This window comes from Rhizobium sp. BK538, from assembly GCF_014197575.1.
Classification (GTDB): Bacteria; Pseudomonadota; Alphaproteobacteria; order Rhizobiales; family Rhizobiaceae; genus Rhizobium.
On sequence record NZ_JACIFT010000004.1, the window covers coordinates 117,489 to 142,903 of the forward strand.

General features: G+C 58.9%; 22 protein-coding genes and 6 pseudogenes. 11 read left to right on the top strand and 17 right to left on the bottom strand.

Translation table 11 applies throughout. The features are described from left to right. Positions 1-131 precede the first annotated feature (131 nt). On the top strand, positions 132-497 hold the full coding sequence (locus FHX09_RS06240) for a hypothetical protein (protein WP_132588983.1): 366 nt from the start codon (positions 132-134) through the stop codon (positions 495-497). A gap of 469 nt (positions 498-966) precedes the next feature. On the opposite strand, the pseudogene FHX09_RS29670 reads toward FHX09_RS06240, so the two are convergent. From FHX09_RS29670 to FHX09_RS06250, 3 genes and pseudogenes are all read right to left on the bottom strand, one after another. Next, positions 967-1,053: pseudogene (locus FHX09_RS29670) on the bottom strand (alpha/beta hydrolase); the annotation flags it as partial. A gap of 19 nt (positions 1,054-1,072) precedes the next feature. Continuing rightward, positions 1,073-1,414 (bottom strand): annotated as a pseudogene (locus FHX09_RS06245) (pyridoxamine 5'-phosphate oxidase family protein); the annotation flags it as partial. Positions 1,415-1,528: 114 nt separating this feature from the next. Next, a complete protein-coding gene (locus FHX09_RS06250) occupies positions 1,529-2,122 on the bottom strand; it encodes a TetR/AcrR family transcriptional regulator (protein WP_132588982.1) in 594 nt (197 codons plus the stop codon). Positions 2,123-2,277: 155 nt separating this feature from the next. Here FHX09_RS06250 and FHX09_RS06255 point away from each other — a divergent pair, with 155 nt between their 5' ends. Continuing rightward, positions 2,278-2,676, top strand: a complete 399-nt coding sequence (locus tag FHX09_RS06255; protein WP_132588981.1) for a RidA family protein — start codon at positions 2,278-2,280, stop codon at positions 2,674-2,676. Between the two features lie 230 nt (positions 2,677-2,906). Here FHX09_RS06255 and FHX09_RS06260 read toward each other — a convergent pair. Together FHX09_RS06260 and FHX09_RS06265 are read right to left on the bottom strand one after the other, a co-directional pair. Then, positions 2,907-3,005 (bottom strand): annotated as a pseudogene (locus tag FHX09_RS06260) (DUF2277 domain-containing protein); the annotation flags it as partial. A gap of 116 nt (positions 3,006-3,121) precedes the next feature. Continuing rightward, positions 3,122-3,403 carry a GYD domain-containing protein gene (locus FHX09_RS06265; protein WP_245505422.1) on the bottom strand — a complete coding sequence of 94 codons (282 nt, stop codon included), beginning with the start codon at positions 3,401-3,403 and terminating at the stop codon, positions 3,122-3,124. Positions 3,404-3,563: 160 nt separating this feature from the next. On the opposite strand from FHX09_RS06265, the pseudogene FHX09_RS06270 reads away from it, so the two are divergent. After that, positions 3,564-3,918 (top strand): annotated as a pseudogene (locus FHX09_RS06270) (chromate transporter); the annotation flags it as partial. A gap of 823 nt (positions 3,919-4,741) precedes the next feature. Here FHX09_RS06270 and FHX09_RS06275 read toward each other — a convergent pair. Both FHX09_RS06275 and FHX09_RS06280 read right to left on the bottom strand, forming a co-directional pair. Then, positions 4,742-5,719, bottom strand: a complete 978-nt coding sequence (locus FHX09_RS06275) for a threonine/serine dehydratase (RefSeq protein ID WP_184449501.1) — start codon at positions 5,717-5,719, stop codon at positions 4,742-4,744. Continuing rightward, on the bottom strand, positions 5,716-6,711 hold the full coding sequence (locus FHX09_RS06280; protein WP_184449503.1) for an ornithine cyclodeaminase family protein: 996 nt from the start codon (positions 6,709-6,711) through the stop codon (positions 5,716-5,718). Before FHX09_RS06280 ends, FHX09_RS06275 begins: the two co-directional genes overlap by 4 nt. Before the next feature lie 637 nt (positions 6,712-7,348). Between FHX09_RS06280 and FHX09_RS06285 the strand changes: the two genes are divergently transcribed. Together FHX09_RS06285 and FHX09_RS06290 are read left to right on the top strand one after the other, a co-directional pair. After that, entirely contained in the window at positions 7,349-8,458 is a 1,110-nt protein-coding gene (locus tag FHX09_RS06285) for a sulfite oxidase (protein ID WP_184449505.1), read from the top strand. Positions 8,459-8,630: 172 nt separating this feature from the next. Beyond that, on the top strand, positions 8,631-8,912 hold the full coding sequence (locus FHX09_RS06290; RefSeq protein WP_184449507.1) for a hypothetical protein: 282 nt from the start codon (positions 8,631-8,633) through the stop codon (positions 8,910-8,912). Between the two features lie 231 nt (positions 8,913-9,143). Here the strand turns inward: FHX09_RS06290 and FHX09_RS06295 are convergent, their stop codons facing one another. The 3 genes from FHX09_RS06295 to FHX09_RS06300 form a co-directional block, all read right to left on the bottom strand. Beyond that, complete coding sequence (locus FHX09_RS06295) at positions 9,144-9,683, bottom strand: DUF3800 domain-containing protein (protein WP_184449509.1); 540 nt, start codon at positions 9,681-9,683, stop codon at positions 9,144-9,146. Positions 9,684-10,028: 345 nt separating this feature from the next. Further along, positions 10,029-10,280, bottom strand: coding sequence for a hypothetical protein (locus tag FHX09_RS29435; RefSeq protein ID WP_210301513.1), 252 nt, complete (start codon positions 10,278-10,280; stop codon positions 10,029-10,031). 9 nt (positions 10,281-10,289) lie between these two features. Then, positions 10,290-12,062, bottom strand: a complete 1,773-nt coding sequence (locus FHX09_RS06300) for an adenylate/guanylate cyclase domain-containing protein (RefSeq protein ID WP_184449511.1) — start codon at positions 12,060-12,062, stop codon at positions 10,290-10,292. 338 nt (positions 12,063-12,400) lie between these two features. Here FHX09_RS06300 and FHX09_RS06305 point away from each other — a divergent pair. After that, positions 12,401-13,032, top strand: a pseudogene (locus FHX09_RS06305) (tyrosine-type recombinase/integrase). A 237-nt stretch (positions 13,033-13,269) separates the two neighbouring features. Here FHX09_RS06305 and FHX09_RS06310 read toward each other — a convergent pair. From FHX09_RS06310 to FHX09_RS06320, 3 genes are all read right to left on the bottom strand, one after another. Continuing rightward, positions 13,270-13,779 carry a nucleoside kinase gene (locus FHX09_RS06310; RefSeq protein WP_132589073.1) on the bottom strand — a complete coding sequence of 170 codons (510 nt, stop codon included), beginning with the start codon at positions 13,777-13,779 and terminating at the stop codon, positions 13,270-13,272. Between the two features lie 210 nt (positions 13,780-13,989). After that, on the bottom strand, positions 13,990-14,493 hold the full coding sequence (locus FHX09_RS06315; RefSeq protein WP_184449513.1) for an SRPBCC family protein: 504 nt from the start codon (positions 14,491-14,493) through the stop codon (positions 13,990-13,992). Beyond that, positions 14,477-14,833 carry a metalloregulator ArsR/SmtB family transcription factor gene (locus FHX09_RS06320; RefSeq protein WP_007797290.1) on the bottom strand — a complete coding sequence of 119 codons (357 nt, stop codon included), beginning with the start codon at positions 14,831-14,833 and terminating at the stop codon, positions 14,477-14,479. The genes FHX09_RS06315 and FHX09_RS06320 overlap by 17 nt, the downstream gene beginning before the upstream one ends. 890 nt (positions 14,834-15,723) lie before the next feature. On the opposite strand from FHX09_RS06320, the pseudogene FHX09_RS06325 reads away from it, so the two are divergent. After that, positions 15,724-16,403, top strand: a pseudogene (locus FHX09_RS06325) (peroxiredoxin-like family protein). A 130-nt stretch (positions 16,404-16,533) separates the two neighbouring features. Here the strand turns inward: FHX09_RS06325 and FHX09_RS06330 are convergent. Then, positions 16,534-18,315, bottom strand: coding sequence for an adenylate/guanylate cyclase domain-containing protein (locus FHX09_RS06330; protein WP_184449515.1), 1,782 nt, complete (start codon positions 18,313-18,315; stop codon positions 16,534-16,536). Positions 18,316-18,716: 401 nt separating this feature from the next. Next, positions 18,717-19,685, bottom strand: coding sequence for a DMT family transporter (locus FHX09_RS06335; protein WP_184449517.1), 969 nt, complete (start codon positions 19,683-19,685; stop codon positions 18,717-18,719). 643 nt (positions 19,686-20,328) lie between these two features. Here FHX09_RS06335 and dut point away from each other — a divergent pair. Further along, positions 20,329-20,595, top strand: coding sequence for a dUTP diphosphatase (dut, locus tag FHX09_RS06340; protein ID WP_246699394.1), 267 nt, complete (start codon positions 20,329-20,331; stop codon positions 20,593-20,595). Between the two features lie 271 nt (positions 20,596-20,866). On the opposite strand, the gene FHX09_RS06345 is transcribed toward dut, so the two are convergent. Both FHX09_RS06345 and FHX09_RS06350 read right to left on the bottom strand, forming a co-directional pair. Further along, complete coding sequence (locus FHX09_RS06345) at positions 20,867-21,238, bottom strand: hypothetical protein (protein WP_007797316.1); 372 nt, start codon at positions 21,236-21,238, stop codon at positions 20,867-20,869. A gap of 435 nt (positions 21,239-21,673) precedes the next feature. Beyond that, positions 21,674-22,567 carry a GNAT family N-acetyltransferase gene (locus FHX09_RS06350; RefSeq protein ID WP_184449520.1) on the bottom strand — a complete coding sequence of 298 codons (894 nt, stop codon included), beginning with the start codon at positions 22,565-22,567 and terminating at the stop codon, positions 21,674-21,676. 238 nt (positions 22,568-22,805) lie between these two features. Between FHX09_RS06350 and argE the strand changes: the two genes are divergently transcribed. Genes argE through FHX09_RS06365 form a run of 3 tightly spaced genes read left to right on the top strand, consistent with a single transcriptional unit; the run spans position 22,806 to position 25,253 of the window. Beyond that, positions 22,806-23,930 (top strand): acetylornithine deacetylase, encoded by a 1,125-nt coding sequence (gene argE / locus FHX09_RS06355; protein WP_184449521.1) that lies wholly within the window; start codon positions 22,806-22,808, stop codon positions 23,928-23,930. Positions 23,931-23,949: 19 nt separating this feature from the next. Further along, on the top strand, positions 23,950-24,873 hold the full coding sequence (locus FHX09_RS06360; protein ID WP_184449523.1) for a glyoxylate/hydroxypyruvate reductase A: 924 nt from the start codon (positions 23,950-23,952) through the stop codon (positions 24,871-24,873). Between the two features lie 26 nt (positions 24,874-24,899). Further along, positions 24,900-25,253: a cupin domain-containing protein gene (locus tag FHX09_RS06365; RefSeq protein ID WP_057249992.1), complete on the top strand. Its 354-nt coding sequence runs from the start codon at positions 24,900-24,902 to the stop codon at positions 25,251-25,253. The last annotated feature ends 162 nt before the right edge of the window (positions 25,254-25,415 follow it).

Consider the following 25,415-nt stretch of genomic DNA (forward strand, 5'->3'; position numbering starts at 1 on the left):
GCCGATTGCGGTCATTCGCAATTGACCGCTCTGCGCCGCCAGAAGCGGCCATCTGAGTTCACGCAAACGAGTTGCATTAACACGTAAAAACTGCTTTGCTTCGGCGGCACAACCTAAGACAGGGTGCCGGAATGCAGTATCGAATTCAGTTGGTCACGGCTTTCATTATTGCACTTACAATTTCGTCTCCAGTTAGGGCCGATGGCGGTCCGTGGAACAGAGAAACCTTCGAACACAACGCTTCACTAATTCGTAAGCGGCCGGAAGCGCACTCCCGAATTATTCAAGGGTGTTCCGAGCGTGGACTGGCGGCAATGACCGAGCAAGCAAGGGCAGAACTGGAGCGCGATAGCGGAATGTCGGCAGAGAAGGCCACGACCGAGGTGTGCCGTCGCATGATCAAGGGGATCGCGTCCGGTGCGGTGACCTACGAGGCCTATCGCGCGTGGGCGGACGCGCCAGACGATAAGCGAGTGACCTTCCCCGACTACAACTGATGAAGGCATCGGACCAGACGCGGTCATGAGAAGGTGGCGACTTCGCGCCAGAAGCGGTCACCAGCTTGTTAGGTTAAACAACCTGTCGGGAAACATGGGGCAAGCCCACTCATGACGTGTGATGGGAATGTTATGATCTCATCTGCGTCAACATGGCTGATGTTGTATGCAGCAGTTTTGAGGTAGTGCTCCCTCACGATAGAGTGTCAAGTAATAGCCTGGAAATATCCGAAATGTGGGATTGGTTCCCTATAGTCTTCTTTCCGCTCAAGCTTCTCGTGTTAGGCACGGGCATGTTCTTCGCCATCAAGTGGCATCACGATCAAGAGAAGAAGAAATAACGAAACCAGCGGACCGTAAGCGCCCGCCGATTAGAGAAGCGCCGCCCATTTAGTCCGCTTAGGGGCCGCAAGCGGACCAGCGGCTTTCGTGCCGCGACGCTTTAAAGCCGCCATTTCGGCATGTGTCTCCTACTTGAGCGGCCACGACCCTTCCGGTCGTGGGCAATGAACTCGAAGCCTATACCGAGGAAGAACAGCATCTGGTTATCCCAATCGCCAACGCTCTAGCTCAGCCTATGTGAAGCGCGGCGTGATGTGCTGCGGGCAGTTCCAGTCGAACGCCTCCACCGCGATGAGGACGAGGCGTTCCACGCGAGCGGGGTAGTCGGGAACGGTCAGCTTCTTCGCCAACACCGGATCGTCTGCGGCATCGATGATGCGCATGTGACCAAAGATCTTCAGACGCTGCCGGTGCGTATAGTCCATCAGGAACAACGAGACGCGGTCATTCGCCCGCACATTACCCGTAGTGATGTATTGCCGGTTACCGCGAAAATCCGCGAACGCCAGCGTCGATGCATCGACGGTGGTGAGAAAGCCCGCGGGGCCACCACGGTACTGGATATAGGGCCAGCCACCCGGTCTCCGAGACACTGGCGAGCCCCCCGCGGTCTTGAAGGCTGCAGCTTCACTTGAGCATTCGGCGAAGCCAAAGTCTGGTCTGAACGCTCGACTATGGCCTTTAGTAGATCACAAAGGCTCCAAAAGCAGACCTGCCGCCATGAAACGAAAAGCCTCGACCGCCTTCGGCAGCACACTCTGCGGGTTTTCGCTCGCGGCGATCCAGAGAGCAGCATTGAGAGCCGCGCCGCTCAGCAACCGGGCCGCCGCCTCTGCGTCAAGCGGCTTGAGGACGCCTTGTGCGATAAGGCGCTCCACAGTGCTCTTGGTCACCTGTAGACAACTGTTCTGGCTGGGCCACTGCGAGGGATCGCCTAACACCGCAGGTCCGTCGAGCAGAACGATGCGTTGGACTTCTGGATTAAGCGCCATCTCGATATAGGCCGCACCCTCGGCGAGCAGACCCTGCCAATCATTACCCGCCCGAGCCCCGATCTCCTTAGCGCGCGCCGCCATTTCCATGTCAATCTGATCGACGACCGCCGCCAGGAGCCCGCGCTTGTCTCCGAAGTTGTGGTAAAGCGCACCCCGTGTCAGACCGACGTCAGCCGTCAGCTCGTCCATTGATGCTGCGGAGTACCCCTTTTCCGCAAAAGCCTTCCGCGCAGCCGCTATCAACTTGACGCGGTTTTCCTGCATCGTTTCGCTGCGTCTTTTCCCCATTCCATCCTCAATTTCACGTACGAGCCGTATATTAAACTTGACATACGGCACGTATACAGAATATTCCACATACCTACCGTATATGAAATATGGCGCGACTTGTGAAGCGTTGCTCCGCGCCCATCAGCTGCTGTCAACAATAAAGAGAGATCAGAATGACCCAACGCGAAGCAATCTTTCCTGCCAACAGGCACACCCTTTACGAGGAACACGGCTATTCCGCCGCTATCCGATCCGGTGATCTTCTGTTTGTGTCCGGTCAGGTCGGCAGCCGTTCCGATGGAACACCCGAACCAGATTTCGAACGGCAAGTGCGGCTGGCCTTTGAAAACCTCAAGGCCACGCTGAGCGCAGCGGGCTGCACAATGGATGATATCGTGGACGTAACCACCTTCCACACTGACCCTGAAAACCAGTTCGGAACGATCATGGCTGTCAAGCAACAGATTTTCAGCAAGCCACCCTACCCGAATTGGACTGCGGTCGGCGTAAACTGGCTCGCCGGCTTCGACTTTGAGATAAAGGTCATCGCCCGTATTCCGGCGAGTACGTGACATCGCCACGCCCCCAGTGAGAAAATCGCCATGTTCTGTCGCACGAGCGCTCTCCAGAAGAGGGCTCTTGCGATGGAGTTTGCGAAAGCTCGATGACCGCTTCGGGCTCAATCAAGACGTCTATCGGGTTACCGCAGATGACGGCTTTGGGTCGACCGTAGACGATGGCCCAAGGCTGAAATGCGCCAACTTGAGACCTGACTGAGATCTCCTGTGCGTGACGGACTCTCTTACGCGAACCGGATCGCCGTTCTCGCGCGCGCCTTTACCGCTACCTCCTCGCGATCGCGAGGAGGTTGAGAGGTCTCCAGCGAATCGAGCAGCTCGCGAGGCATGCCGCGATCGAAGTGACCGCGCTCGAACGCGGCCTCATTGCGCGCCAACACATCGTTTCTGGCAGCGGAGGTTCGATCCGCTGCCAGAGATGTTTCAACCAGTGGTCTGCTTATTTTACCGGGGGCTTGTAGGAAGATGCGATTGTGCCCGCCTTCTCTTGCGCAGCCTTGAATTCCGCGCCCGTGTAGGCTCGCACGGTTTTGACATTCGATACGCCTCCCGATGCGCTGACGACGAGAAGTGCGGGGATCAGGTCAGCACCATCGTCGAATTCCGTGATCGCCATCCAGTCGGTTTCGCCGGTCGTGACGTAGAAAGAATGCAGTTTCCCGCCCGCTGCTTCCATGATGCCACGGGCCGCCTTTTCTCGGTTCGATGGATTGTCAATCATTCCCTTCGCTGACGTGGCTGTATAGCACCCTGTGGTTACGAAAAGTGGCATAGGACATCCTCCCTCGATAATTGGGCAGATCGGGTGATCTGCCGAATACTCACTATCTCAAAAAACTTGGCGTTAGACGAGCGTCGGACCGCAGAGCGCTAGATTGGTCGCCGCCTATCTTGGCGCTGTCATGGGGACCTGCCCCCGATGACCTGCTTGGCGCAGTGATCTGCTTAGTCGCGATCTTTCTGCCTGGATTCTTGCTGCTCTTGGGCGCGTTGCCGTTCTGGGACAGCCTACGGAAGCGCCCGATGGCTCAAGCCGCCATGCGTGGCGCGAACGCTGCCGTAGTCGGCATTCTCGGCGCGGCTCTTTATAGCCCCGTGTGGACCAGCGTCGCGGTGCTCAATTCAGACGATTTTGCGCTCGCGTTGACAGGGTTCATCGTGTTGGCTGTCTGGAAGGCTCCGCCGTGGATTGTTGTGCTCTCGATGGCGATGGGTGGCATCGTGCTTCCACGTTGACTGCTTTGGGTGGATTGCGGAAGTTCGAGCGAATGAGCGAATCGGCCGCTAAGCGGGACCTTTCGGCCATTCGTGCCGGCCCGTACTAGCTCGCGGTGGCGGCGGGGCGTGGCCGACGCGCGGGCACATCCGCGCGGTCGTCAGGACGCCGAATGGCAACGACTACGGCAAGGACTTGCTGCGCCAGCACCACGAAGCACACGCCCATGATCCAGGGCACGGCCACCGCCAACCCTTAGGAATAAGAGTTGCTCGACATCGTACCCAAAAGTTCAACGAACATGAGCTTCCGAGTCGGAACGCTTGAGAGGGAAGAGGATTCCAATTGATATTCGGGGGTTAACGTGTCGCGTCCCCTCGACCTGGCTCCCTCGCATGTCCCGCCAACTGCTTCATTGCTCGGCTTACCGGCACTGCAGTACTGCTGGATGAAGTCCGGCAGGAAGGTTGAAGCGTGAACGCACCTCCGATGCACAGCGATCGCCTGAGGCACTTTCGAGAATGTCCCCTCAACAACGCGGAAACCTGGATTCTCTTCGCAGAAACGTGAAAAGGACTCGGTCAAGCCCGCAGCCGCATCGCACTGGGAGGATACAAGCATGTCCAGGGCGGAGGCGGGATTTTCGGTATGGAGGAGGATTGCATTTCTAACCTGTCGCTCAAGCTGCTTTGTATACGCAGCGGGTCGATCTTTCCGGTTCCGTCTCCGGTGGGTGGAGAGCGGTCGTCGCCAAGCTTGATTGGCGAATGACGCGTTCGGGCCGCATTCGGGACCGGCAGATGCTTGCGATCGGGGTGGTGAACTGACCGAAGCTGGAACTGATTATCCCGCTACATTGTATATCTCGGCAAGGTCGCGTAGATCCCAGTTCCCGCCGGACAACACCGCACAGACTTTTTCATCGGGCTTGACGTCTATGATGCCCGCCAACAGTGCTCCGACGCCAATCGAAGCGGCTGGTTCAGCGATCAATTTCGCATCCTTGGCAAGAGCACGCATTCCCGCGATGATGTGCTCGTCTTCAACAAGAACAATCTCGTCCACATATTTTTCGATAATCGGATACGGGTTTTGACCCGGAACGCTTATCCTCAAGCCATCCGCAATGGTGTTCTTCAAGGGAAGCGATGTGCGCTCCTTGTTGATCCGGCTGTGAAAATACTTCGGTGTCAAGGCAGGCTCTGCCCCGATAACGCGCACCGATGGTTTCGTTTCTTTGATGGCGGTAGCGATTCCCGAGATTAGGCCTCCGCCGCCTACGGGAACGATGACCGCATCTACATCGTCCAGGTCCTCCAGTATTTCACACCCGATCGTTCCCTGACCGGCCATCACGATCGGGTCCTCAAAAGCGTGAACAGCCGCGTATTTGTTTTCTTCAGCGATTTCATACACTCGTTTCCATCTGGCGGCGGTGTCGCCATCGAAAAGAATGACTTCTGCCCCGAGGGCTTTTGTGTTTTCGATCTTGATTTTGGGCGTGGTGACCGGAAGGACCAATATCGCTTTTACGCCCAGCATCCTGGCGGCATAAGCAAGTCCTTGGGCATGATTGCCTGACGACGTCGCAATAATGCCGTTTGCGATCTCTTCTCTCGAGAGCGAGAGAGCCTTGTTCAGGGCGCCGCGAATTTTGAATGCGCCAGTGATCTGCAGGGTTTCCGGTTTGAGATATAGCTGACAACCAGCGGCTTTCTCTACTTTTTCTGCACGCAATAACGGCGTATGTCTGATGTGCGGTTTCAGCCGTTCCTGAGCTCCACGGATGTCCTGAATGGTGGGGTAGTTGCGCATGGTCATTCCTCAAAAAACTGGAAGTAAGTGCCGATATTATTGGCTATGGCGTTGCGATAAATTTTGCTGGCGGTCGTATTGTCTTGTATGGCCATCCCCGTGGCATCGAAAATCGTGATTTCGTCATCACTTTCTCGTCCCGGCTTCCTACCCAACAATACCTCGCCGATTTCGCCATGGATGTCGTCTTTGGCGATGATGCTTCTATTCAGCGGGTGCCAGGTCTCGCCCTTTTCTGTGCATTGCGAGATCGAGTCGACGATGATTTTCGCGTTCCTGAAGAGCTCCGGATCCAGTTCCTGTTTGCCGCGTTGATCTGTGCCGATGGCAACGATGTGTGTACCGGGCCTTACCCAATCCGCTTCCACAAGCGACCCTTTCCCGCGGGTCGTCGTAATCAAGATATCGGCCTGCTCAACGGCTTCTTTTTTGGAGCTTGCGACGATGACGGCAATGCCAAATTCGCTTTCGATATCGGTCTTGTATTTGGAAAGCGTATCCGGGTTCCTGTCCCATGCGTGGATCTCTTCGATCTTCATGATCTCGTTGATTGCCCGGATTTGCATTCTTGCCTGATTTCCTGTGCCGATCGATGCGATCGTCCTGGCGTTCTTCCTCGCCAGGGCTTTGACGGAGACGGCTCCAGCCGCCCCCGTTCTGAGGCCAGTGATCAAGCTTCCATCCATGATGCAAATCAAGGCACAGCTCCTGGCATCAAACAGAAGAATGGTGCCCATGCCACTCGGCACGCCGTGTGCTGTCGGGTTATTAATGAACCCTCCAGAAGATGCTTTCATGGAGATCACTTCATTGATCTTGTAGTAACCAAGCTTGAAGTCGATTTCCCCACGAGGCGATGGGAGATGTAGACCTATATAATCAGGTTGTTCCACCTGATCGCTGCTGAAGGCCCTGTAAGCCTCTTCCACCGCGCCGATGACTTCCGTCATGCCGATTAGCCGTCTTACTTCATCCTTCTTAAGGAGCAGCGTTTTCATGCATGACCTCTGTCTGTGAATTCATGGGATGCATCGGCAAAGCACGGCTGTACCGCAAACACCATAGTGGCAGAGCGGGGAGACTAGTGGCCGCATTCTCCGCGACCTGAAGCAGATTGTTTTGAATCGCATAGGGGCTTTGGCAGAGAGTTGCGGCAGGCGTCTGTCCGAGCTCGGGCGTCAGCGCGTAGGCTTCGCCATCGAGGATAAGTTCAAAGGCTAGACGGCGCTTGCAGGGAACGGCGCCAGAAACGATAGGCGCACGTGACCGCTTTTCACAACGCATTGCAGCCTTCCCGCATCGCGTGCAGGATTGGGCCGCGTTGGGTCGAACTCGTCCCTACCAGCCACGAATCCGAACGTCTTGAAGTCCGCCTTGCTGACCTTGGAAATCTAAAACCATAGCGTCCGCTTTCAGGCGTGCATCCAAGACCGTGTAAGTCCGAAATGAGGGCGCAAAGCGGTCAAGACCGCCGTCGCCCCCTTTGCTGCCGTTCGAGGTCGATCCGAGGAACGTGCGGTATGTGCTAGAATGGGGCCCGAAGGCGGAATGCGACAGACGCACTGCGAGGGGCGGTGTGATCGAACCGGAATCCGCGCCACCGAGAGCCGCTGTTGTGCAGGGGAGACGAGGACGATGCCGACACCACAGCAACCCAGTCTAATAGTTCGACAGAAATCCCCACAGAACATCGAGTTTCCGTTTGCGTCGCTCTCCGATTGGCTGATCCCAACCGAGCTGTTCTTCGTGCGAAACCATTTCCCGTCGCCGGACCTCGATGCGCGAGACTGGAGATTGCGCGTTGGCGGGGCGGTGGAGCGGCCGATCGAACTTGACCTCGACAGCATCAAGGCGATGCGGAGCACGACTTTCACCGCCGTCGTCGAGTGCGCAGGGAACGGACGCGTCTACTATGTGCCGCCGAAAGAGGGGTTGCAGTGGCAGAACGGAGCCGTCGGCAATGCCGTGTGGACAGGTGTTCTTCTGCGCGAGATTTTGGAAATGGCGGGCGTTAAGCGAACCGCATGTGAGGTTCTGCTCGCAGGCGCCGACAGCGGCGTCGTCGACACGAACAAGAAAACGGCTTCTCCCGGCCCCATCGCTTTTGCGCGCAGTTTACCACTTGAGAAGGCCATCGCTCACAGCACGATCCTTGCCTATTCGATGAACGAGAAGCCGTTGACGCGCGATCACGGCTACCCGCTACGCGCGGTCGTGGGTGGCTGGTTCGGCATGGCTTGGGTCAAGTGGATCACGCATATCACGGTTGTGGAGCAACCGTTCCTTGGCTACTGGCAGGCGCGCGACTATTTCCGTTGGGAGCGCAGCCTCGGGGAACCCAGGCTGGTCCCCCTTGCGGAAATGGAGGTCAAAGCGCAGATCGCGCGTCCCGTACAGGGGGCGCATCTCATCGTCGGCCAACCGTACCGGATTTTCGGAGCCGCCTGGAGCGGAGAGGCTGTTATCCGGCAGGTGCAGGTCTGCACCGGGGATGGCAGGGGCTGGCGCGAGGGAAGGCTCCTCGAAACAGAACGTCCCTTTGCATGGCGCTTGTGGGAGTACATGTGGACCCCTGAAGAAGTGGGGCGATATATACTGCGATGTCGCGCGATCGATGGGGCGGGGTGCGTGCAGCCCGACTTCCAGCGTTCCGACTGCGAGAGCTACGTGGCCAATTGGATCGTTCCGGTGGAGGTTACGGTCGTTCCCGAGCCACAGACGTACGAGGAGGAATTCGTGATCTAATCACCCGCATGGGCGGAATGGCGGCTTTTGGCGCAACTGCGACCCGAATTGTCACTGCGTCATGTCCGCTTTGCAGCAACAGCGACGGGTGGCTCGATGACCCATTATGCGGGCGCAAAGCGGAAATTATTTCCAACTTGGGGTCGTTTGCGCGTGAAAAACGAATGCGGCCATGCACAAAGTGGTGTCCGACGTCTACTTCGCGGCCCGATGCAGACATCAGACGATTGCAAAACTCGGTCGCTTACACACGGGTTTTGCGACAGGAATTCCTCTCATTTTGATCGAGCTTCTCATCGACGAAGCGGCAGTCACGCGGACGGTGACCGTGGACTTCATCGCGCGGGGGGATGTCGACAACAACGGCGGCTTGGTGATAGGTTACGAGGGAAAGAGCGATGCCGGTTCGTACATGATTTCGACGAATGTAGCGTTCGGACCGCCGTCAGGATAATTCGGTTTAACGAAAAATTCCTTGCAACAAATCATGGGGTACGATAGCTATTCGGTTGGGCCTGGCCCACGAGATCGCCTTTGCGGTCGCCCAAAAGCCTCGATGGAAACGTCGGAGGCTTTTTGAGTTTTTAGGCCTTCCGTTCGACATTCTCAAAGCAGCTATATTTGGATCCGAGCATCGGCCGCTCGTCTTCCTTGATATGGCAGTCAATCAGCTTTCCGTCGTCGGTCAGGCGCTGGTAAGGACGATTGCTGGCGTGATGCCGCCCATGCAGATCGGCCATAGATACAGATCCGCCAGTTGCGCCATCGGCGAAGTCTTCTGCTTGGTCTTGAACTCGTAGAGCGTCTGGGTCAACTGCTCGGGGGTCAAGGGGCCGTACTTATCGGAATTGTCCTTAGCGAACGGCATTCCCTCCGCCTTTAGAGCCTTGTAGTAGCCCTCCAGGTTCGCATCTTCAGCCTTGTTGCAGCGCTCAGGATGCACGCGCAGCTTCATGCCTTGGGCGATAGCGTATTTCGCGGCGCGTTCGACGACGACAGTGAATGCGGTTTTGCAGAGCATCCAAGGATTCTGCTTGTACTGCTCGAGGTATCGTCCACAGTATCCGGGACGGTCGACAGTGCACGCGATACCGACCACGGGCGCCTCTCGCATCAGAATGTAAAGTTCCTCGTAGAATGCTCCCAGCTTGTCCTTCTCCCAGCCTCGCAGGAAATCGAAGTTCTCGTTCTGCGATCTGATTTCCGACGAGTGCAAGGGCGCCATGATTTCCCATTTCTCACAGAACTTTGCGTGAAGGTCTCGGGCGTGGTCCTCTTCGTCACTTCGAACCAGGATTCCACCGAGTGCGAACCAGTCGTACCCGTGCGCCGCTTTCTTCCCGACCTTGTGGGGTGGGATGTCTAGTTCCGGAACTGTCGAGGTAGAGGTTCAAGGTGACAGGCAAGGCAATCTCTCGTGGCAGTCGATAGGATTCGTTCTACTCGACTACTGGTACCCGCGAAAACATAATCTTGCTCACTTACCATTTCATCATCCACCTAGATGTCGCTCAGTACCTGGTCAGGCTTGCGGCGGTCGGTGAGGAATGTCGCACGAAGCTGGCGGCAGTCAGGCGGCTGGTTCAATCCTAACGACGGCGGTCGGCAGAAGGTCAAGCACAGCAGGCAGATCTTCGTTCAGCACCAAGAAGGGCATCCTGTCGGTCCTATAGTAGTGCGCGAGGTGGTACCTGTGATTGCCGCCATGGATACCGATCTGATCGCCAACACGGTTGATCAGCGGAGGAGTCACAGGCAGCCCCTTAAACCAGCGAAAAGCGGTTCCCTCACTCCCACGCGCAACAGGATCGAGATCGGACATATTCACCCGTCATTGTACGACCCCGGCATTGCGTAGCCCCTCCAAGACAAGCTCGAAATCGGCGGGGTTCTTGAAGGGCAAGACTTTGCGACGGTATTCCAATGAGTAGTCGGGGTTGACGCGCAGCACCTCCTGCCACCTCGCGCGAGCCTCTTCGAAACGGCCGAGGTGCCCGTAACAAGCGGCCAGAAGCGCGCGCGAGACATCGGTGACGGGGTTGCGGCTCACGCGCTGCAGCAACAGTTCGACGGCCTCTTCGTATCTTCGCAGTTGAAACAAGGCCAAGGCCTGAAAGTGGAGAACGACATCCGGAAAGTATGGGTTCAGGACCCTCGCCCGATCGAAATAGGCGAGTGCCTCCTCGGATCTGCCTGAATAGATTAGTACCTCGCCGAGACTAACCTGCCCTTCGGCGAAGTTCGGATTGAGGACTATCGCGCGTTCGGCCTCGCTGATGGCTCTATCGTGCTGTCGCGAGTAAAGCTTGACCACACTCAGTGCCCAGTGCGCCACGGGATCGCTATCGTCCCGCGCTACCGCGAGCGTCGCAGCCTCTTCGGCTTGCTCGATAGAGCGCTGCGGCGACGCGCTCCACCGGTTGAGGTAGTCGAGCCCGTGGGTAAGGGCGAGGAAGGCGTGCGCCGAGGCGAACCTCGGGTCAAGTTCAACGGCACGTTGCAAAAGGTCGCGGGCGTCGCTGTTCGTTTGCTTCGTCAGCCGGTGCCACAGCTCCCGGCCGCGCAAGAAGCAGTCATACGCCTCAGGGTGCCGGGTCTGCCCCGGCACCAGTCTTTTCCGATCGCCCTCTGTCAGGTTGACCGCCAGCGCGGCGACGATCTGCTGCGTGACATCGTCCTGAACCGCGAATATGTCGGTGAGCTCGCGATCGAACCTCTCCGCCCATAGATGCCCGCCGGTGGTCGCGTCGATGAGCTGCGCGGTGATGCGTACCCTGTTCCCCGATTTGCGTACGCTGCCCTCAAGTACATGCCGCACGCCGAGCTTCGTGCCCACCTCCTGCACATGGACGTTCTTGCCCTTGAAAGTAAACGACGAATTGCGGGCGATGACGAAGAGCTGCGACAGCTTCGATAGCGCCGTAATGATGTCTTCCGAGATGCCGTCGGCGAAGTAGTCCTGTTCAGCGTCACCGCTCATGTTGGCGAAGGGTAGGACGGCGATCGACAGCTTCGGTGACACTGCCGTCGCCGGTTGGCTCGTCGGCGTTTCCGAGCTCGGGGCTGCCTTGGTCCCGGCGCTGCCGACTTGCAGTGAATAGACCCGGATCGGCTCGGCGATGTTCTTGAGTTGCGTGTTGCCGAGATCGCTGACCGAGAGGTCGAGCCTCGCCTTGACTTGGCGATAGGCATCCTCGGACAGGCAGATCGCGCCCGCCGCGGCGACGCCCTCTAATCGCGAGGCGATGTTGACGCCGTCGCCCATCAGATCGCCGTCGCTTTCCTCGACCACGTCGCCCAAATGGATACCGATCCGGAATTCGATGCGACGGTCCTGCGGCACGCCGTCATTACGCTCCACCATACCGTTCTGCACCTCAATGGCGCAGCGCACGGCGTCCACCACGCTGCGGAACTCGACCAAGGTACCATCGCCGGTTCGCTTCACCACCCGGCCATGGTGCACGGCGATCGTCGGATCGATGAGGTCGCTGCGCAGTGCCCGCAACCTTGCCAGGATGCGGTCCTCGTCGGCGCCGGCAAGCCGGCTGTACCCAACCACGTCCGCGGCCAGGATTGCAGCCAGCTTTCGGGTCTCGCTCATGGCGCCGTCTCCTCACTTCCACGATAGCAGGGAGAAAGAAGGCAAGAAAGAACTTTGAGCCGCTGCTCAGAGCGATCTTAGTTGAGATCGAGTCGGCCGTGGCTCATGTGGACGCAGCCGAGGTGTAGCCCACGCAACGACTGCTCTGTCAGGCTCCCGGCCGTTCGACGCGGTCGTTCCGAAAGCCCACTCAGGATCAGGTCACGACGAAGTCCGCGCCCACCCGAATGTCCGCTCTTTGAAGATCCGCAGCCCGAAGTTGCCGGTCCGCTTTCGGCCCTCGATCCTTGCGCCCATGCGTTCTCCTAACGGCCAATGTTGGCCGAAGGAGAACTGAAATGGGTATTGCACAATACGATCCTACCGCCCTGGGCGTCCGCCGTGGAACGCCGGCCGAAAGGTCGATGTCAAGAAGCCGCTGAAACAGCGCCAGATTTGGGCGATCCGCTTCTTCCTTGATAGGGAGGGGCGCCTGAGAGATCGTGCGCTGTTTGATCTCGCAATCGACAGTAAGCTGCGTGGTTGCGATCTCGTGAAAATGAAAATCGGGAGTCTCGTGACAGGAACGGAAATTCGAACTCGAGCCATGGTCGTCCAGCAAAAGACCGGCCGTCCGGTTCAGTTCGAAATCACGGCGGAGGTGAGGGCAAGTTTGCTTACATGGCTTAAACGGCGAGGTGAAACAGTTGACGATTACGCCTTTCCCAGTCGAGTCGACCACACTGATCATCTGAGTACTTGCCAGTATGCCCGATTGGTCGATGAATGGGTGACCGCAATTGGCCTACGACGCGAAGACGACGGCACGCACTCGCTTCGGCGCACGAAGGCCGCAATGATCGACAAGGCGACAGGCAATCTTCGCGCGATCCAAATCCTGTTGGGGCACACCAAGATCGAAAATACGGTCAAGTACCTCGGCGTGGACATTGAGGATGCACTGGAACTAGCTGAGCACACCGAGATCTGAGCGTGTGCGGCCCCGCGCACAGTGGGCTGCACGTGTCAACGAAACTTTCTCAATTCCAAAAATTGCGACCGAGCCGCTATACGCCCTAAGGACGGCGTTAAGACGCCCGGTTTGTCGTTCTGAAAGCTGCCGGTCGGCTACGAAAACGACAATGCCGCAAGTGAGCCGTTCAGGCGGCCAGCGTCTTTCCCGCAATAATCGAGCGCTTCCCATCCCATTCACAATACTTTCAGGGCTTCAGGGGAGTTGAGCGAGGATATCGTCGACGACACTTGGAACGGTACCCGCCGTGTCGATATTGATGCCGACGGGAAGATATTCCCGGGTATGATGGTAGCGGAGTACCAGCGCCCGCTCGGCCGGCTCGAAGCCCGGCTCATTCGGCCGCCCATCTAATCGTCTGTTCAACGTCTCAACGTCGATGTCGAGCACGAAAACCTTGTCGAATAGGTCCAGGAATTTGTGGAAATTGCGCGAGCCGCCACAGAGGAAGGTGGCAGGATGGGTGGTGTCGGCAGCAATAGCCCGGACCTTGTCGACCGGCCAGATCCAGTGCGCGTATCGCCAAACGATGCGGTCTGCGCCCTTGGGCGGTCCTGCGAGTGCCTGGCCTGTCTCGGGGTCGCCGACATAGGCCAAGACCCGGTCACCATGGACGACATGGTAGCCCCGCCGCTCCAGTTCGGTGGCGACAGACGTTTTTCCAGTGCCGGAACCGCCTTCGATCAGATAGTTCTTGATTCCCATAGGCACCGTTTATCATGGCCGTCAATCTGGTGAGAAGACACTCTACCTGGGAACGCTCCGCCAACGAACTGACCTGATCAAGGTAGCTTTCGGTACTTTTCGAATTAGCGGCGAATGTCTGACGGATAGGCGCGCCCGCTCCGGCCAGAACGGCCGGTGGGTCACTTGCCAAGAGCAGACGTTCCCTCGAGGCGAGTTTCCCGACCCGCGCTACTCGCCTATGCTGGAAAGCAATTCGTCGAGCTGCTCCAACTGCTCCGGCAATGCGGCCGCCGAGCCCTGTAGTGCTTCCTCAAGCGCCTCCTTGGACGGATAGACTTCGTGGAAATTCACTAGTGTCCTCCCGCCTTGGTCCTCGAAGGTCACGGTCGTGATCGCGCCCTCTTCGACCTCGTCGTTGGTCCAGACGATGCGCTCGTTCGGCACCACCTCGAGATATTTGCCATAGAAGGCCATGGTGTCCGGACCGCCGGCGCCGAATTCCAGCCGATATTTGCCGCCGGTACGGACGTCCATATCGCACGATACGAGCGAAACGCCGGACACCGATTTTGGCACCCACCAGCGCTGGAACAGCTCGGGCTGGCTCCACGCCCTGTAGACCGTGCTCGGCGGCGCATTGAATGTCCGCGTTACGACGAGTTCGCGATCCCCTCTGCGCTCGACGGACGTGCGGTTCTTTGCACCACCTGCACTGTTAACTTGCTGTGTCATCGCTTCCCTCCTGTTTCATCTCGCTGATGATTTCGTCCAATGCTTCGAAGCGGGCCTCGAAGAGCTTGCGATGCGCCTCGATCCACTCGGCCTCCGCCTTGAGGCCGTGTTTCCCAAGCTTGCAGGTTCTCACCCGTCCGACCTTCTGCGTGACGACGAGCCCCGCCCGCTCGAGAACCTGGACGTGCTTCTTCATGCCGGTCAGTGTCATCTGGAACTTATCCGCGAGACTGGTGATCGACGCGTCCCCTCGCCCAAGCTGATCGATGATCCCGCGGCGCGTCGCATCGGACAGCGCCGCAAACGAGAGATCGAGGGGAGGACTTAAATACTGAACCATCTAGTTCAGTGTATAACCTGCTCGCGCAGGAAGCGCAAGCTTCCATGCCGTAGACCGGTCATCCGAGGTCATGCACCGCGGCGGCGGCAGCAAAAAATCGTCTGCTGCGGGGCCAAAAGCGGACCTTCGAGCCGCTAATGAACGAATGTCAGCTTTCAACGCCTGCTCTTCGAAAGCAGTCCGCCGGCTAACGGCCCCAACGCCGACACGGAGGCGCGATTTTCTAGGGGCAGCTTCGCGCCAATTGCAGTCATCGGTCCTAAAGGCAGTTTACCTGACCGGCTGCCGACACAGCGGCTAAGTTACATCCTACCATTCCCACTATGAGTATCGTCCCGTGACACGCTCCTAAAAAACGTGGCTGTGCACGCATCGACGGACGAGAAACGGACGATAACAGAACCGCTAAGCTATAGATGGCAAACAGCAGGAACAGGATATTGAGAGGCGGAATATAAATAAGGAGGATGTGCCAGCAACTCGCGAACTTATAGGCTCCTGCGGTGTTGTACGCAGCTAAAGCGAGCGCCGTCCATAGCAGGATGTGCAATGAGATCAGTCGCCAACTTGCGTTCATCCCAACGGCCGTGCTTGCAACTTTATTTGGAAGGCCGTCCTCATCACAATCGCCACCTAGAACACAACTCCCGGCAAAGAGTAATCGACAGAAAATTATAGCGCGTTAAAAAAACTCATGTGATTTTTACGCAGTTCTTTGTTGGTCGGTGGCCGGTTTGGGCGGTGGGCATGCCGCCGTCGCAAGACTTCTGAAGGTTCCCACCGGCCGCTGATTTGCTCCGTGAACATAGCGAGTGGTGCCGTGGCGTGATAGGTGTCGGACTTAGATCAAGCCCAGCATTCACCTGAACGCCTAGCAAAGGACAGATGCCATGGGAGACCCGATACGCCCGCTGCAACCAGGGGAATACGCGCCCGCCTTCTCACTTCCGTCGGCAAATCAAAAAGGAACGGTTTCGCTCGCCAGCCTCCACGGTCACCCGTTTCTGATTGCCTTCTTCCGCGGGTTGCACTGCCCGTTCTGCCGGCGCCAGGTGGGACAGCTCGGTGGCCTACAGCCTGCCCTGCGCGCCGCGGGGGTGGAAACTGTTGCCGTGATCAACACGCCGGTGGAGCGCGCCCGCATATATTTCGGGCACCGGCCGACGCCGGCCGTGCTCCTATGTGACCAGGATTGCTCCACGCACCGGGCCTTCGGCGTGCCGCGCGGCAACTTCCTGCCCGAAGGCAGCCACGAACAGCCTGTATGGCCCTATCGGGCAAGCATGGAGCAATTCGAGGCCGCTCGCATTAACCCGACGGGCGAATTGCCGGAAGCGCTACATCCGATGACGGCCAATGCCTTGCTCAACGCCAAGGACGGCTTCGAGCTTAATGAAGTTGATCATGCCATCTTCGCAAGCCACCCCACACAGCTTGTCGGGCACTTCCTCATCGACGCCGACGGCATCGTTCGCTGGGTGCAAATTGAAGCGCGCGACGGGCCGAACAGCCTCTGCATCTTCCAAACGCGGCGGAGATGCTCGCCGCTGCCGGTAGCCTCCGACACTGAAGGCGTAGCTTCTAACGTTTGTCAGGCGTGTATCACGTCATCGGGCAGGAATGACTTTGACGGCTAATGGTGAGGATTGACGCCATCTCGGAGCGACTTGCCCTTCCGGTGAACTTTCCGCTGAAGCCGGCTACTCCGGCAAGCCCAGCATGCGCGCCCCGTCCGCAAACCTGTCGGCGATTGCCCGCACCATCCCCAGTTCGAAGAACACGCGGAGCCGAAACCCTGGCTCCAGTTCGAGCAATCGCTGCACGGCCGGCCGTGCTTCCTCCTGGCGGCCAGCGAGCGCCAACGCAGCAGCCTGAAAGAAATAAAGCGTACTGAACCGGGGATTTGCCTGAGCGGCCCTCGCGCAATGCGCTACCGCCTCGTCGTATCGCTCCTGCTGGATAGCAGCTGTTCCGAGCGCCAAATGCGCCGCATAGGCCATCGGATCGAACGGGCTGAGCCTTAGCGCGCGTTCGGCATTGGAGCTCGCCTTGGCGGGTAGACCGGCAAAGGCGTAGAGGACGGAGCCGAAATAGAGCGCGGTAGCGCAGGAGGAATTCAAACACAGGGCGCGCTCGGCTGCGTTCAACGCCGCTTCCTGATCCTTGCCCAGCATAAAGATCGCAAAGGCGGCGATGGCCAATGCCGCCGCGTCGTCGGTGCCGCTCGCAATCACGGAGCGTGCGTGCCCGATCCCGGCGACCTTGTCGGCCTCGTCGAAGCCGCCCCGCGTGAAGAAGATCTCGTGGCACCAGGCAAGGCGCGCATGGGCGGCGGCGTAGTTCGGGTCCAGGCCTAACGCATCCTCCAGAAGCCCGGCTGCGACCTTGGCGTCGGCGGGCATCACCGTTGCCATGTGGGGGACGGCGCGCAGATAGAGGTCATAGGCGTCAAGGTTTTCAGGGCGCTTTTGCCGAGCACGCTCGATCTCCGATCGCTGCAGGCTCGGCTCGACGATACCCACCACCTTTTCAGTGATCTGGTCCTGTAGGTCGAAGACGTCCTCCCGCGCGCCGTCGTATCTATCGGCCCACAGATGCGCTCCGGTCTCAGCTTCGACAAGCTGGGCAGTGATGCGCAATCGGTTGCCCGCGTTGCGCACACCGCCCTCCAACACATAGCGCACGCCAAGCTCGCGCCCAACCTGCCGGACATCCACGGCCTTTCCCTTATAGACAAAGCTCGAGTTCCGCGCGATCACGAACAGCCATTTGATCCGCGACAGCCCAGTGATGATGTCTTCCACCATGCCGTCGGCAAAATACTCCTGCTCGGGGTCACCGCTCATGTTCTGGAACGGCAGGACCGCGATCGAGGGTTTGTCGGGCAGCGCGAGCCGCGTCGAAGACTTTTCCGGTCCTGCGCCGTCCGCTGGCGTTGCAGGCTTCGCCTGGGTGGGGATACCGACCAGCAGCGAATAGACGTGGACCGGCTCGTTGATGTTCTTGAGCTGCACGTCGCCGCGATCGTTGATTGCGAGATCAAGCCTTGCCTTGACCTGCCAGTACGCCTGTTCGGAGAGGCAGATGCCGCCGGGATCGCAAATTCCTTGCAGGCGGGCAGCGATATTGACGCCATCACCCATAAGATCGCCGTCGCTTTCTTCGACGACATCGCCCAGATGGATGCCGACGCGGAACTCAATCCGCCGCTCAGCCGGTAGGCCGGCATTCCGCTCGATCATGCTGTTCTGCACCTCGATGGCGCAACGCACGGCATCGACAACGCTGCGGAATTCTACAAGACTGCCGTCGCCGGTGCGCTTGACCACGCGGCCGTGATACACGGCGATCGTAGGGTCGATGAGATCGCTGCGCAAAGCCCGCAGCCGCGCCAGGATACGATCCTCGTCCGCGCCGGCGAGCCGGCTGTAACCGACCACATCCGACACTAGGATCGCTGCGATCTTTCGGGCCTCGCTCATGGGCGCGCCTCCCACACTCTAGCCTACCACCACAGCCCGGACAGGGCCACTCCGACTAACGGGGACGCGCCAATCGCGTCGAACAACCGCATCCGTTGTTCCACGGCGGTGACAAGGTCTCTTCGTGCTCATCGATTTTGAGGCGACAGCGCGGGGCAAGAACTATTCGTTCCCCATTATGGTCACCTCTGGCAGTTCGACGCTGCCTGCAAGGTTGTCAAGTTCGACCACGTTACGGAGATCGCTCAGATGATCGCGATGGTCACGGGGAATGACCATTGCCGTCGGCCTGTCGTTGGAGAAGGCGGGTCTTCTTCCGCAAAGCGCCAACTGCGGTCATTGCGCTGAACTTGGTTGAAACTCGACACTAGCGCCTGTTATTCGTTCCTGCATCCACTGTATCACTCGTGCGCAAGCAATGCCTTTCCCGATGTGACCTGGGAATCATAGAAAATGCGCACTGACAGAACAACGCCGGCGATCAGAACTACGACGCCAGTGCCTTCAATCGGAGTTGGCCAACGCGCATGCACGATAAGCCCTCCGATTACCCCAAAGGCTGTTTCCGAGACGATCAATTGCGCGGCTAATGCAACCGGCAGGCTTCGTGACGCAATGTTCCAAGCCCAAACGCCGCACACAGTTGCCAACAGCGCGAAAGTTGTACCCCAAACATATAGGTTGCCCGCAGTGCTCCAGCCGAAGCCTATCGTTGGAAGACGGAAGAGGCCCATTGCAGCCCCGACAGGATAGAACGCCAGCATCAGGACGCCGCCCCCCACCAGTATCAACGCCGACCAAACACCGGAAGGCATTTTTGGTCGAGCGGCGAGTGCAGCCTGATTGGCAAGGGCGAACCAGACCCAAAGTCCGACGGCAGCAAGCGCTAGCGGCACGCCAACCCACAATGATCGGACCGAGTTCAATCCTTCGGCCGTGAATGCCGTACCATTGACGAGAACCAGGCCGACCAGCACCAGCGCGAGAGGCATCATAAGGGTTCGCCACGGCAGCGATCCCTGACGTTGATTACCAATGACCATCAGTACGATTGGTACTAGGCCGAGAAAGGCTGGAGCGATTACCGGACCGGCATAGATGGCCGCTCCCGTCACGGTCAGGAAGTAGCCGACATATCCGATGAAGGCGAGCCAGATAGCCGACAGACAGTTCCGGAGCGTGAGATGTCGCACCACGCGCTTCTCCAATGATAGGACGCAAAGTCCTACGAAAGCTGAGACAACATGACGGATGAGGGCAAAATCGAAGGTGGAATAGTCACCGATTATGAAGGGCACAACGAAGTTAAGCGAAAAGGCAAAAGCCGCAAAGAGAGCGGCCAACACACCAACATAGAAAAGCCTGTCCATAGTGGTCACCCTTTTGAAGTGCATCGCTGACGCCGCTCCTTGATCGCTTTGACCCCCGACATCGTCGGTTGGCAACCAAGAGAGCCCACAGCTGAATGAGCGGAATTTACCCGCCGCGAGCCCTCGCCGGTACTCGGTGAAAATGAGAACCACCCTCTCGATGCTCGTCCATCGGATAGCCGTGCCTCGGTTTTGCATCCTCGGCGTCAACGGGAACCCGCGATTATTCAACGATGTCAGCAACGGGCCCGAAAGCAGTCGTCAGCGAGAGACCGCATCCGTAACACTCTCTAAAAGCTACGCTTTCAGATTATCTGGTCACGAAATCAGAGTCTGGTGGGCGGTCCTACATAATTGCGGAGGTTGGTCCTACATAATAGCGAGTTTTTCCTGTCGGTGCCTATCGTGGCATAACTGTCGAAGCCCATTGATGTGCGGTGACTTCCGACCGGAGAAGAGCACACCATGACCGATAGGTCCCGTGTCAAGGTTCTGCTGTTGACCGATCGAGCCAGACTTCTAGAGTATCAGACCTCTGGGGCAGCCGGCGCGGACGTCTTCGCTGCCTTCGATGGCCCGGCCATCGAGCGGCGCCAGGAACCCGCGAGGTCATCCCGCGATCGCGCTCGAGTTGCCTTTGGGCATGGAAGCTCAGATCCGATCTCGCTCGGGGCTGGCGGCGGAACATGGAATCATAGTCCTGAACTCACCCGGCACGATCGACAGCGACTACCGGGGCGAGCTCAAGGTGATCCTATTCAACACTTCCAACGCGCCCTTCAGCGTCCGTTCCGGTGACCGCATTGCCCAGTTGGTCATTGCCCCTTTCGTGGAGGCGGAGTTTCAATCTTTGTCGGAGATTTCGGAGGCACCTCGCGGAGATAGGGACCTCGGCAGCACGGGGATTTAGGATATCGCTTTCGATGGCACCAATGATCGCTTTCGGCACATTGCGGTCATTGAAACACGGATCGCGCAGTCAGCCACCAATCGCCAGCGGATTTTAATGAGACGCTTCCAATCGTTGCTGTTGCACAATTCAGTCGATCACAATGATTGCCAGCGGTCATCGGACAGGTGGGTTTGTCGGCGAAGCCACAGAGAGAGATAGGTCGTTCCAGAAGTTGGTCTTGGGGTTCAGGGCGATCCGACGACCGCCCATTCGAACCGTCGCCGGTGACCTATTTGGCCACGTGCCACACTCCTCCAACGCCATCGCCGTTGGCTTCACCGGCTTTCTTATCCTCGACATAGGTGTAAAGCGGCTTGCCCTCATAGGCCCACATCTCTTTGCCATCCGCAGCTTTGACTAGAGACCATTCGCCTTCCGCCTTGGCCTTGGCTCCAGCGTGGAACGCCGGCCACTTCTTCAGGCAATCGCTATCGCAGTTGGATTTGCCTTTTGTATCTTTGTCGAAGGTGTAAAGCACCATGCCTTTTTCAGTGGCCAGGACCTTGCCCATTTTCGTCTCGACCATCTTGGCCGGCTCGGCCGCAAAAGCAGACCCGGTTAAAGCAGTTAACGCACCTATCGCGATCAATATCGTTCTCATGATTTTTCTCCCATTCGGCAGTGCCGGCGGAATGCCAGCGATATCCGATCTAACTGACAAAAACGCCCAACTATGAAAGCGGTTCCGCCCATGGGGGACGACACGACAGGCCAGGGTCAATTTTGTTCCCCGAAGAATGCGTGAGTGTATGTCCGGAAAAGGGCCGATCCCAGACCTCGGTGCAAGAGCTCATATGTCCGCTTTTCGTATTAGGTGACCTGGCAGCGGACGGTCGTCCATCGGCCCCTAAGCCGCCAATCACCGAAAGCGTCTGGGATGCCCGGTACTGGGCCACAAAAGTGGACCTTCGCGCGCCTGCGCGTGAATATTACGGTTCGTACCGCCCCGTTATCTTCAATCAGAGGGAGCCTGCTTCCGCGCCGTCTGGAGAGGCTTGAACGCGTGTGATCTTGCCATTGCAGAAGCCGTAAAGGCTCAGCCAAGCGCGTGGCTCGCCAGCCCGTACAGGTTCGGTCCTGGTACTACGGCCGCGTCGCCTTTGCCCCGCCGGGACATTGCGAGCACTGTGTCGAAGACGGTCAGACCGGATTGCGAGAGGAATGTGGCGAAAGTGCCGGACTCGACTGGTGTATCGAGGCGCAGAAACTGGTTTTCGTGGGCCGCGACATGCGGCCGGACAACTGCGATGGCGTCCGCATCAGTTTCTGCCACGACCGGGCCAATGACATGCCCCCTGCCAAACGGACGGCAAAGCGCGAAAGCGCACAGCCGACCGTCGCGAACCAAGCCGTAGCCTATGGATTGTGCAAAGAGCTTGCCGATCAGCGCCGCCCTCGAAACACCGAATGCCCCTGCATCCAGCTCGACGACAGCGGCAAGGTTCTCCCCCTCCAGTCGCCGGACCTCAGGTTGCTCCGTTTGCGTAGTCGAGTCGATCGGGCGGCGGACAATGCCCTGGCATTGGTATATCGTCAGCACGGGCTGGAAACCGAGCGAATGATAAAGACGGTGGGCAGCCCTCGTCGCATTGAGCCTGAGATTGCGTCCCCGGCAATCCGAAAGCACGTGCTCCATGAGCCACCGTGCGGTGCCGTTTGTCTGCAGCCGCGGGGACGTGATCACCATGCCGATGGTCGCGAAGTCGTCACCTTGCGGGAACCACATGGCCGAACCTGTCAGCCTGCCGATTTCATCAAGCGCCACATAGCCGCGGCCGACCTCGCGCAGGAGCTGCAGGTCCTCGGCGCGAAGCGGCCATCCGACGGAAACCGACAGGGCGTGCAGTTGCTCGAGATCGGCGCTCTCGATCCCGGCTATGCGCATTTCGTAACTGTCGATGACTTTGGATTCGGATGTCGATGCGTCCACTTCTTGCCTCCCGCCCCTGCCGTCGTCTTGCTCTCGTCCCGATTTCCAACCGGGCCGCGGCCAAAATTGTATCCCTTAGACTAGGACGGTGCACTCGATACAATTCACTTGAGAGGCCGCCTGACGCACAACAATCATCCAAATCCGACGCGCTTTCGGCATGTAAAGCCTGGATAGGCTTCTAAAGTACTGGGCATGATCGACGGCGCCGACCCAGCGAAACGGGATGAGGACAAGAATGCAGGCAGTGGAAATCCTCGAAAAGCTCGTCGGCTTCCCCTCCGTCGTCAGCACCCCTAATACGGACATCGTTGCGTGGACCCGCAGCTATCTGCAAAACCACGGCATCGCCGCCACCCTGCTTCCGGGGCCGGAGGGCGATCGGTCTAACCTGTTCGCCACGATCGGTCCGAAAGAGGTGCCGGGTTATATTCTTTCGGGTCACATGGACGTCGTTCCGGCGACCGAAAGCGGCTGGACGGGCGATCCCTTCCGTCTGCGTCAAGAGGCGGGCCGACTCTATGGGCGGGGCGCCACCGACATGAAGGGTTTCTTGGCCGCTGCCCTCGCCGTCGCGCCAAAGCTCGCCGACATGCACCTGCGCCGACCGCTGCACCTCGCCTTCTCCTATGACGAGGAGGCTGGCTGCCGCGGTGTGCCACATATGATCGCGCGCCTGCCGGAACTCTGCGCAACGCCGCTCGGCGCGATCATCGGCGAGCCGAGCAGCTTGCATGCGATCCGCGCCCACAAGGGCAAGGCCGCCGCCAGACTTACGGTCAAGGGTCGTTCCGGCCATTCGTCGAGGCCCGAGATGGGACTGAATGCCATCCATGCCATTGCAAGCGTCTTCGCACGGGCGATCGGCGAAGCCGACCGACTGGCCAGTGGTCCTTTCGAGCATGTTTTCGAGCCGCCCTACTCCTCTCTGCAGATCGGCACGGTGAAGGGCGGCCAGGCGGTCAACATCATCCCGGACACCTGCGAGGCCGAGTTCGAGGCGCGGGCGATTTCCGGCGTCGATCCGGCGGAACTGCTCGCGCCGATGCGAGAGGCCGCCGAGGCGCTGTCGGAACGCGGCTTCGAAGTGGAATGGCAGGAACTGAGCTCCTATCCGGCACTTTCGCTCGGCCCTGATGCGCCGCTTGCGCGGCTGCTGGAAGAATTGACCGGTCTCGAGTCTCTCGCGGCGGTCAGCTACGGCACCGAGGCGGGACTTTTCCAACGGGCTGGCATCGACGCGATCATCTGCGGCCCCGGCGAGATCAGCCGCGCCCACAAGCCCGACGAATTCATCCTCGTTGATGAGCTCCTGGCCTGCCAGGCGATGATCGAGCGGCTCGGCGAATGTTGCCGCGCCTGAGACAAGAAGGAGACGCGCGATGACCTTCCTCTTCAATTCCGACGCAAAACGCGGTGCGATTTTCGCCGAAGCTTTTTCGCGTGAGCTTCCGGACGTTCCTTTCGCCACCGATGCGGCGGCGGCCGATCCGGATGCGGTGCGCTACCTGATCACCTGGACGGTTCCCGAAAATCTCTCGCGCTATCGCAATCTCGAAATCCTCTTCTCGATCGGCGCCGGCGTCGACCAGTTCCGCATCGAGGCCGTGCCGCCCCATGTGAAGGTCGTGCGCATGGTCGAGGACGGCATCGTCCGGATGATGCAGGAATATGTGACACTTGCCGTGCTCGCGCTGCACCGCAATCTACCCGCCTATCTCGACCAGCAGCGGCGGCAATCGTGGCAGGCCATCACACAGATCCAGGCGGCCCAACGCCGCGTCGGCGTGCTTGGCCTCGGCATGCTCGCCACCGCCGTCCTGGAGCGGCTGAAGCCTTTCGGCTTTCCCCTTTCCGGCTGGAGCCGTAGCCCGCACGAAATTGAGGGCGTCAGATGCCTCAATGGCAAAGACGGACTGCATGCGCTGCTCGGCTCCACGGACATTGTGATCTGTCTCCTGCCCCTGACTGACGAGACACGCGGTTTCCTCGATTCCGTCCTTTTCGCCAAGCTCCCGGCAGGCGCGGCACTTGTTCATGTCGGCCGCGGGCCGCAGCTCGATCATGAAGCACTGATCGGGGCGCTCGATCGAGGCCATCTCTCCGGTGCTGTCATCGACGTCACTGATCCCGAACCGCTGCCAACGGGTCATCCCTTTTGGAGCCACCCGAAAATCCTGCTGACGCCGCACATAGCAAGTGTCACCCAACCGGAAACAGCCGCCGAGGCCGTGATCGAGAACATCAAGCGTCATCGAGGCGGACTTGATCCCATCGGGCTCATCGATCGCGGCCGCGGCTATTAAGCTCTCAATCCTAGGAAAGGAAACCCATGTCCCTTTTGAAGAACATCGACACCAATCCCTCTTTCCCGCCGCGCGAGTCCGGTCCGCTTCCCGAACGCCTGATCTCGGGCAGTCCCTCCTTCAAGACCTGGGCTCAAGACGTCGCACGGGGAGAGATGATCCATACAGGCGTCTGGGAGGCAACCCCCGGAGAGACGCGCTCGATTAAGGGCGAGACTTTCGAGTTCTGCCACATCCTCTCCGGTGTCGTCGAGCTCACGCCGGAAGGCGGCAGGCCGGTCGTCTACAAAGCCGGTGACAGCTTCGTCATGAAGCCGGGGTTTGTCGGTGTCTGGAAGACGATCGAGACCGTACGTAAGATCTACGTAACGGTCATGTAGTGCCCGGCCGCGCGATCCGATCGAGGCCCTTGATACAGGCCTATCTCCCACGGATTGCGCGCGAACTGGTTTCGGCGGAAACTTGCCGGCAACCGGCATCCTCGCCCTCCGACACGCTCGCGGCTTTCTGGCGTGTCGTCGCTGCTCCAGCCTGGCAATCGC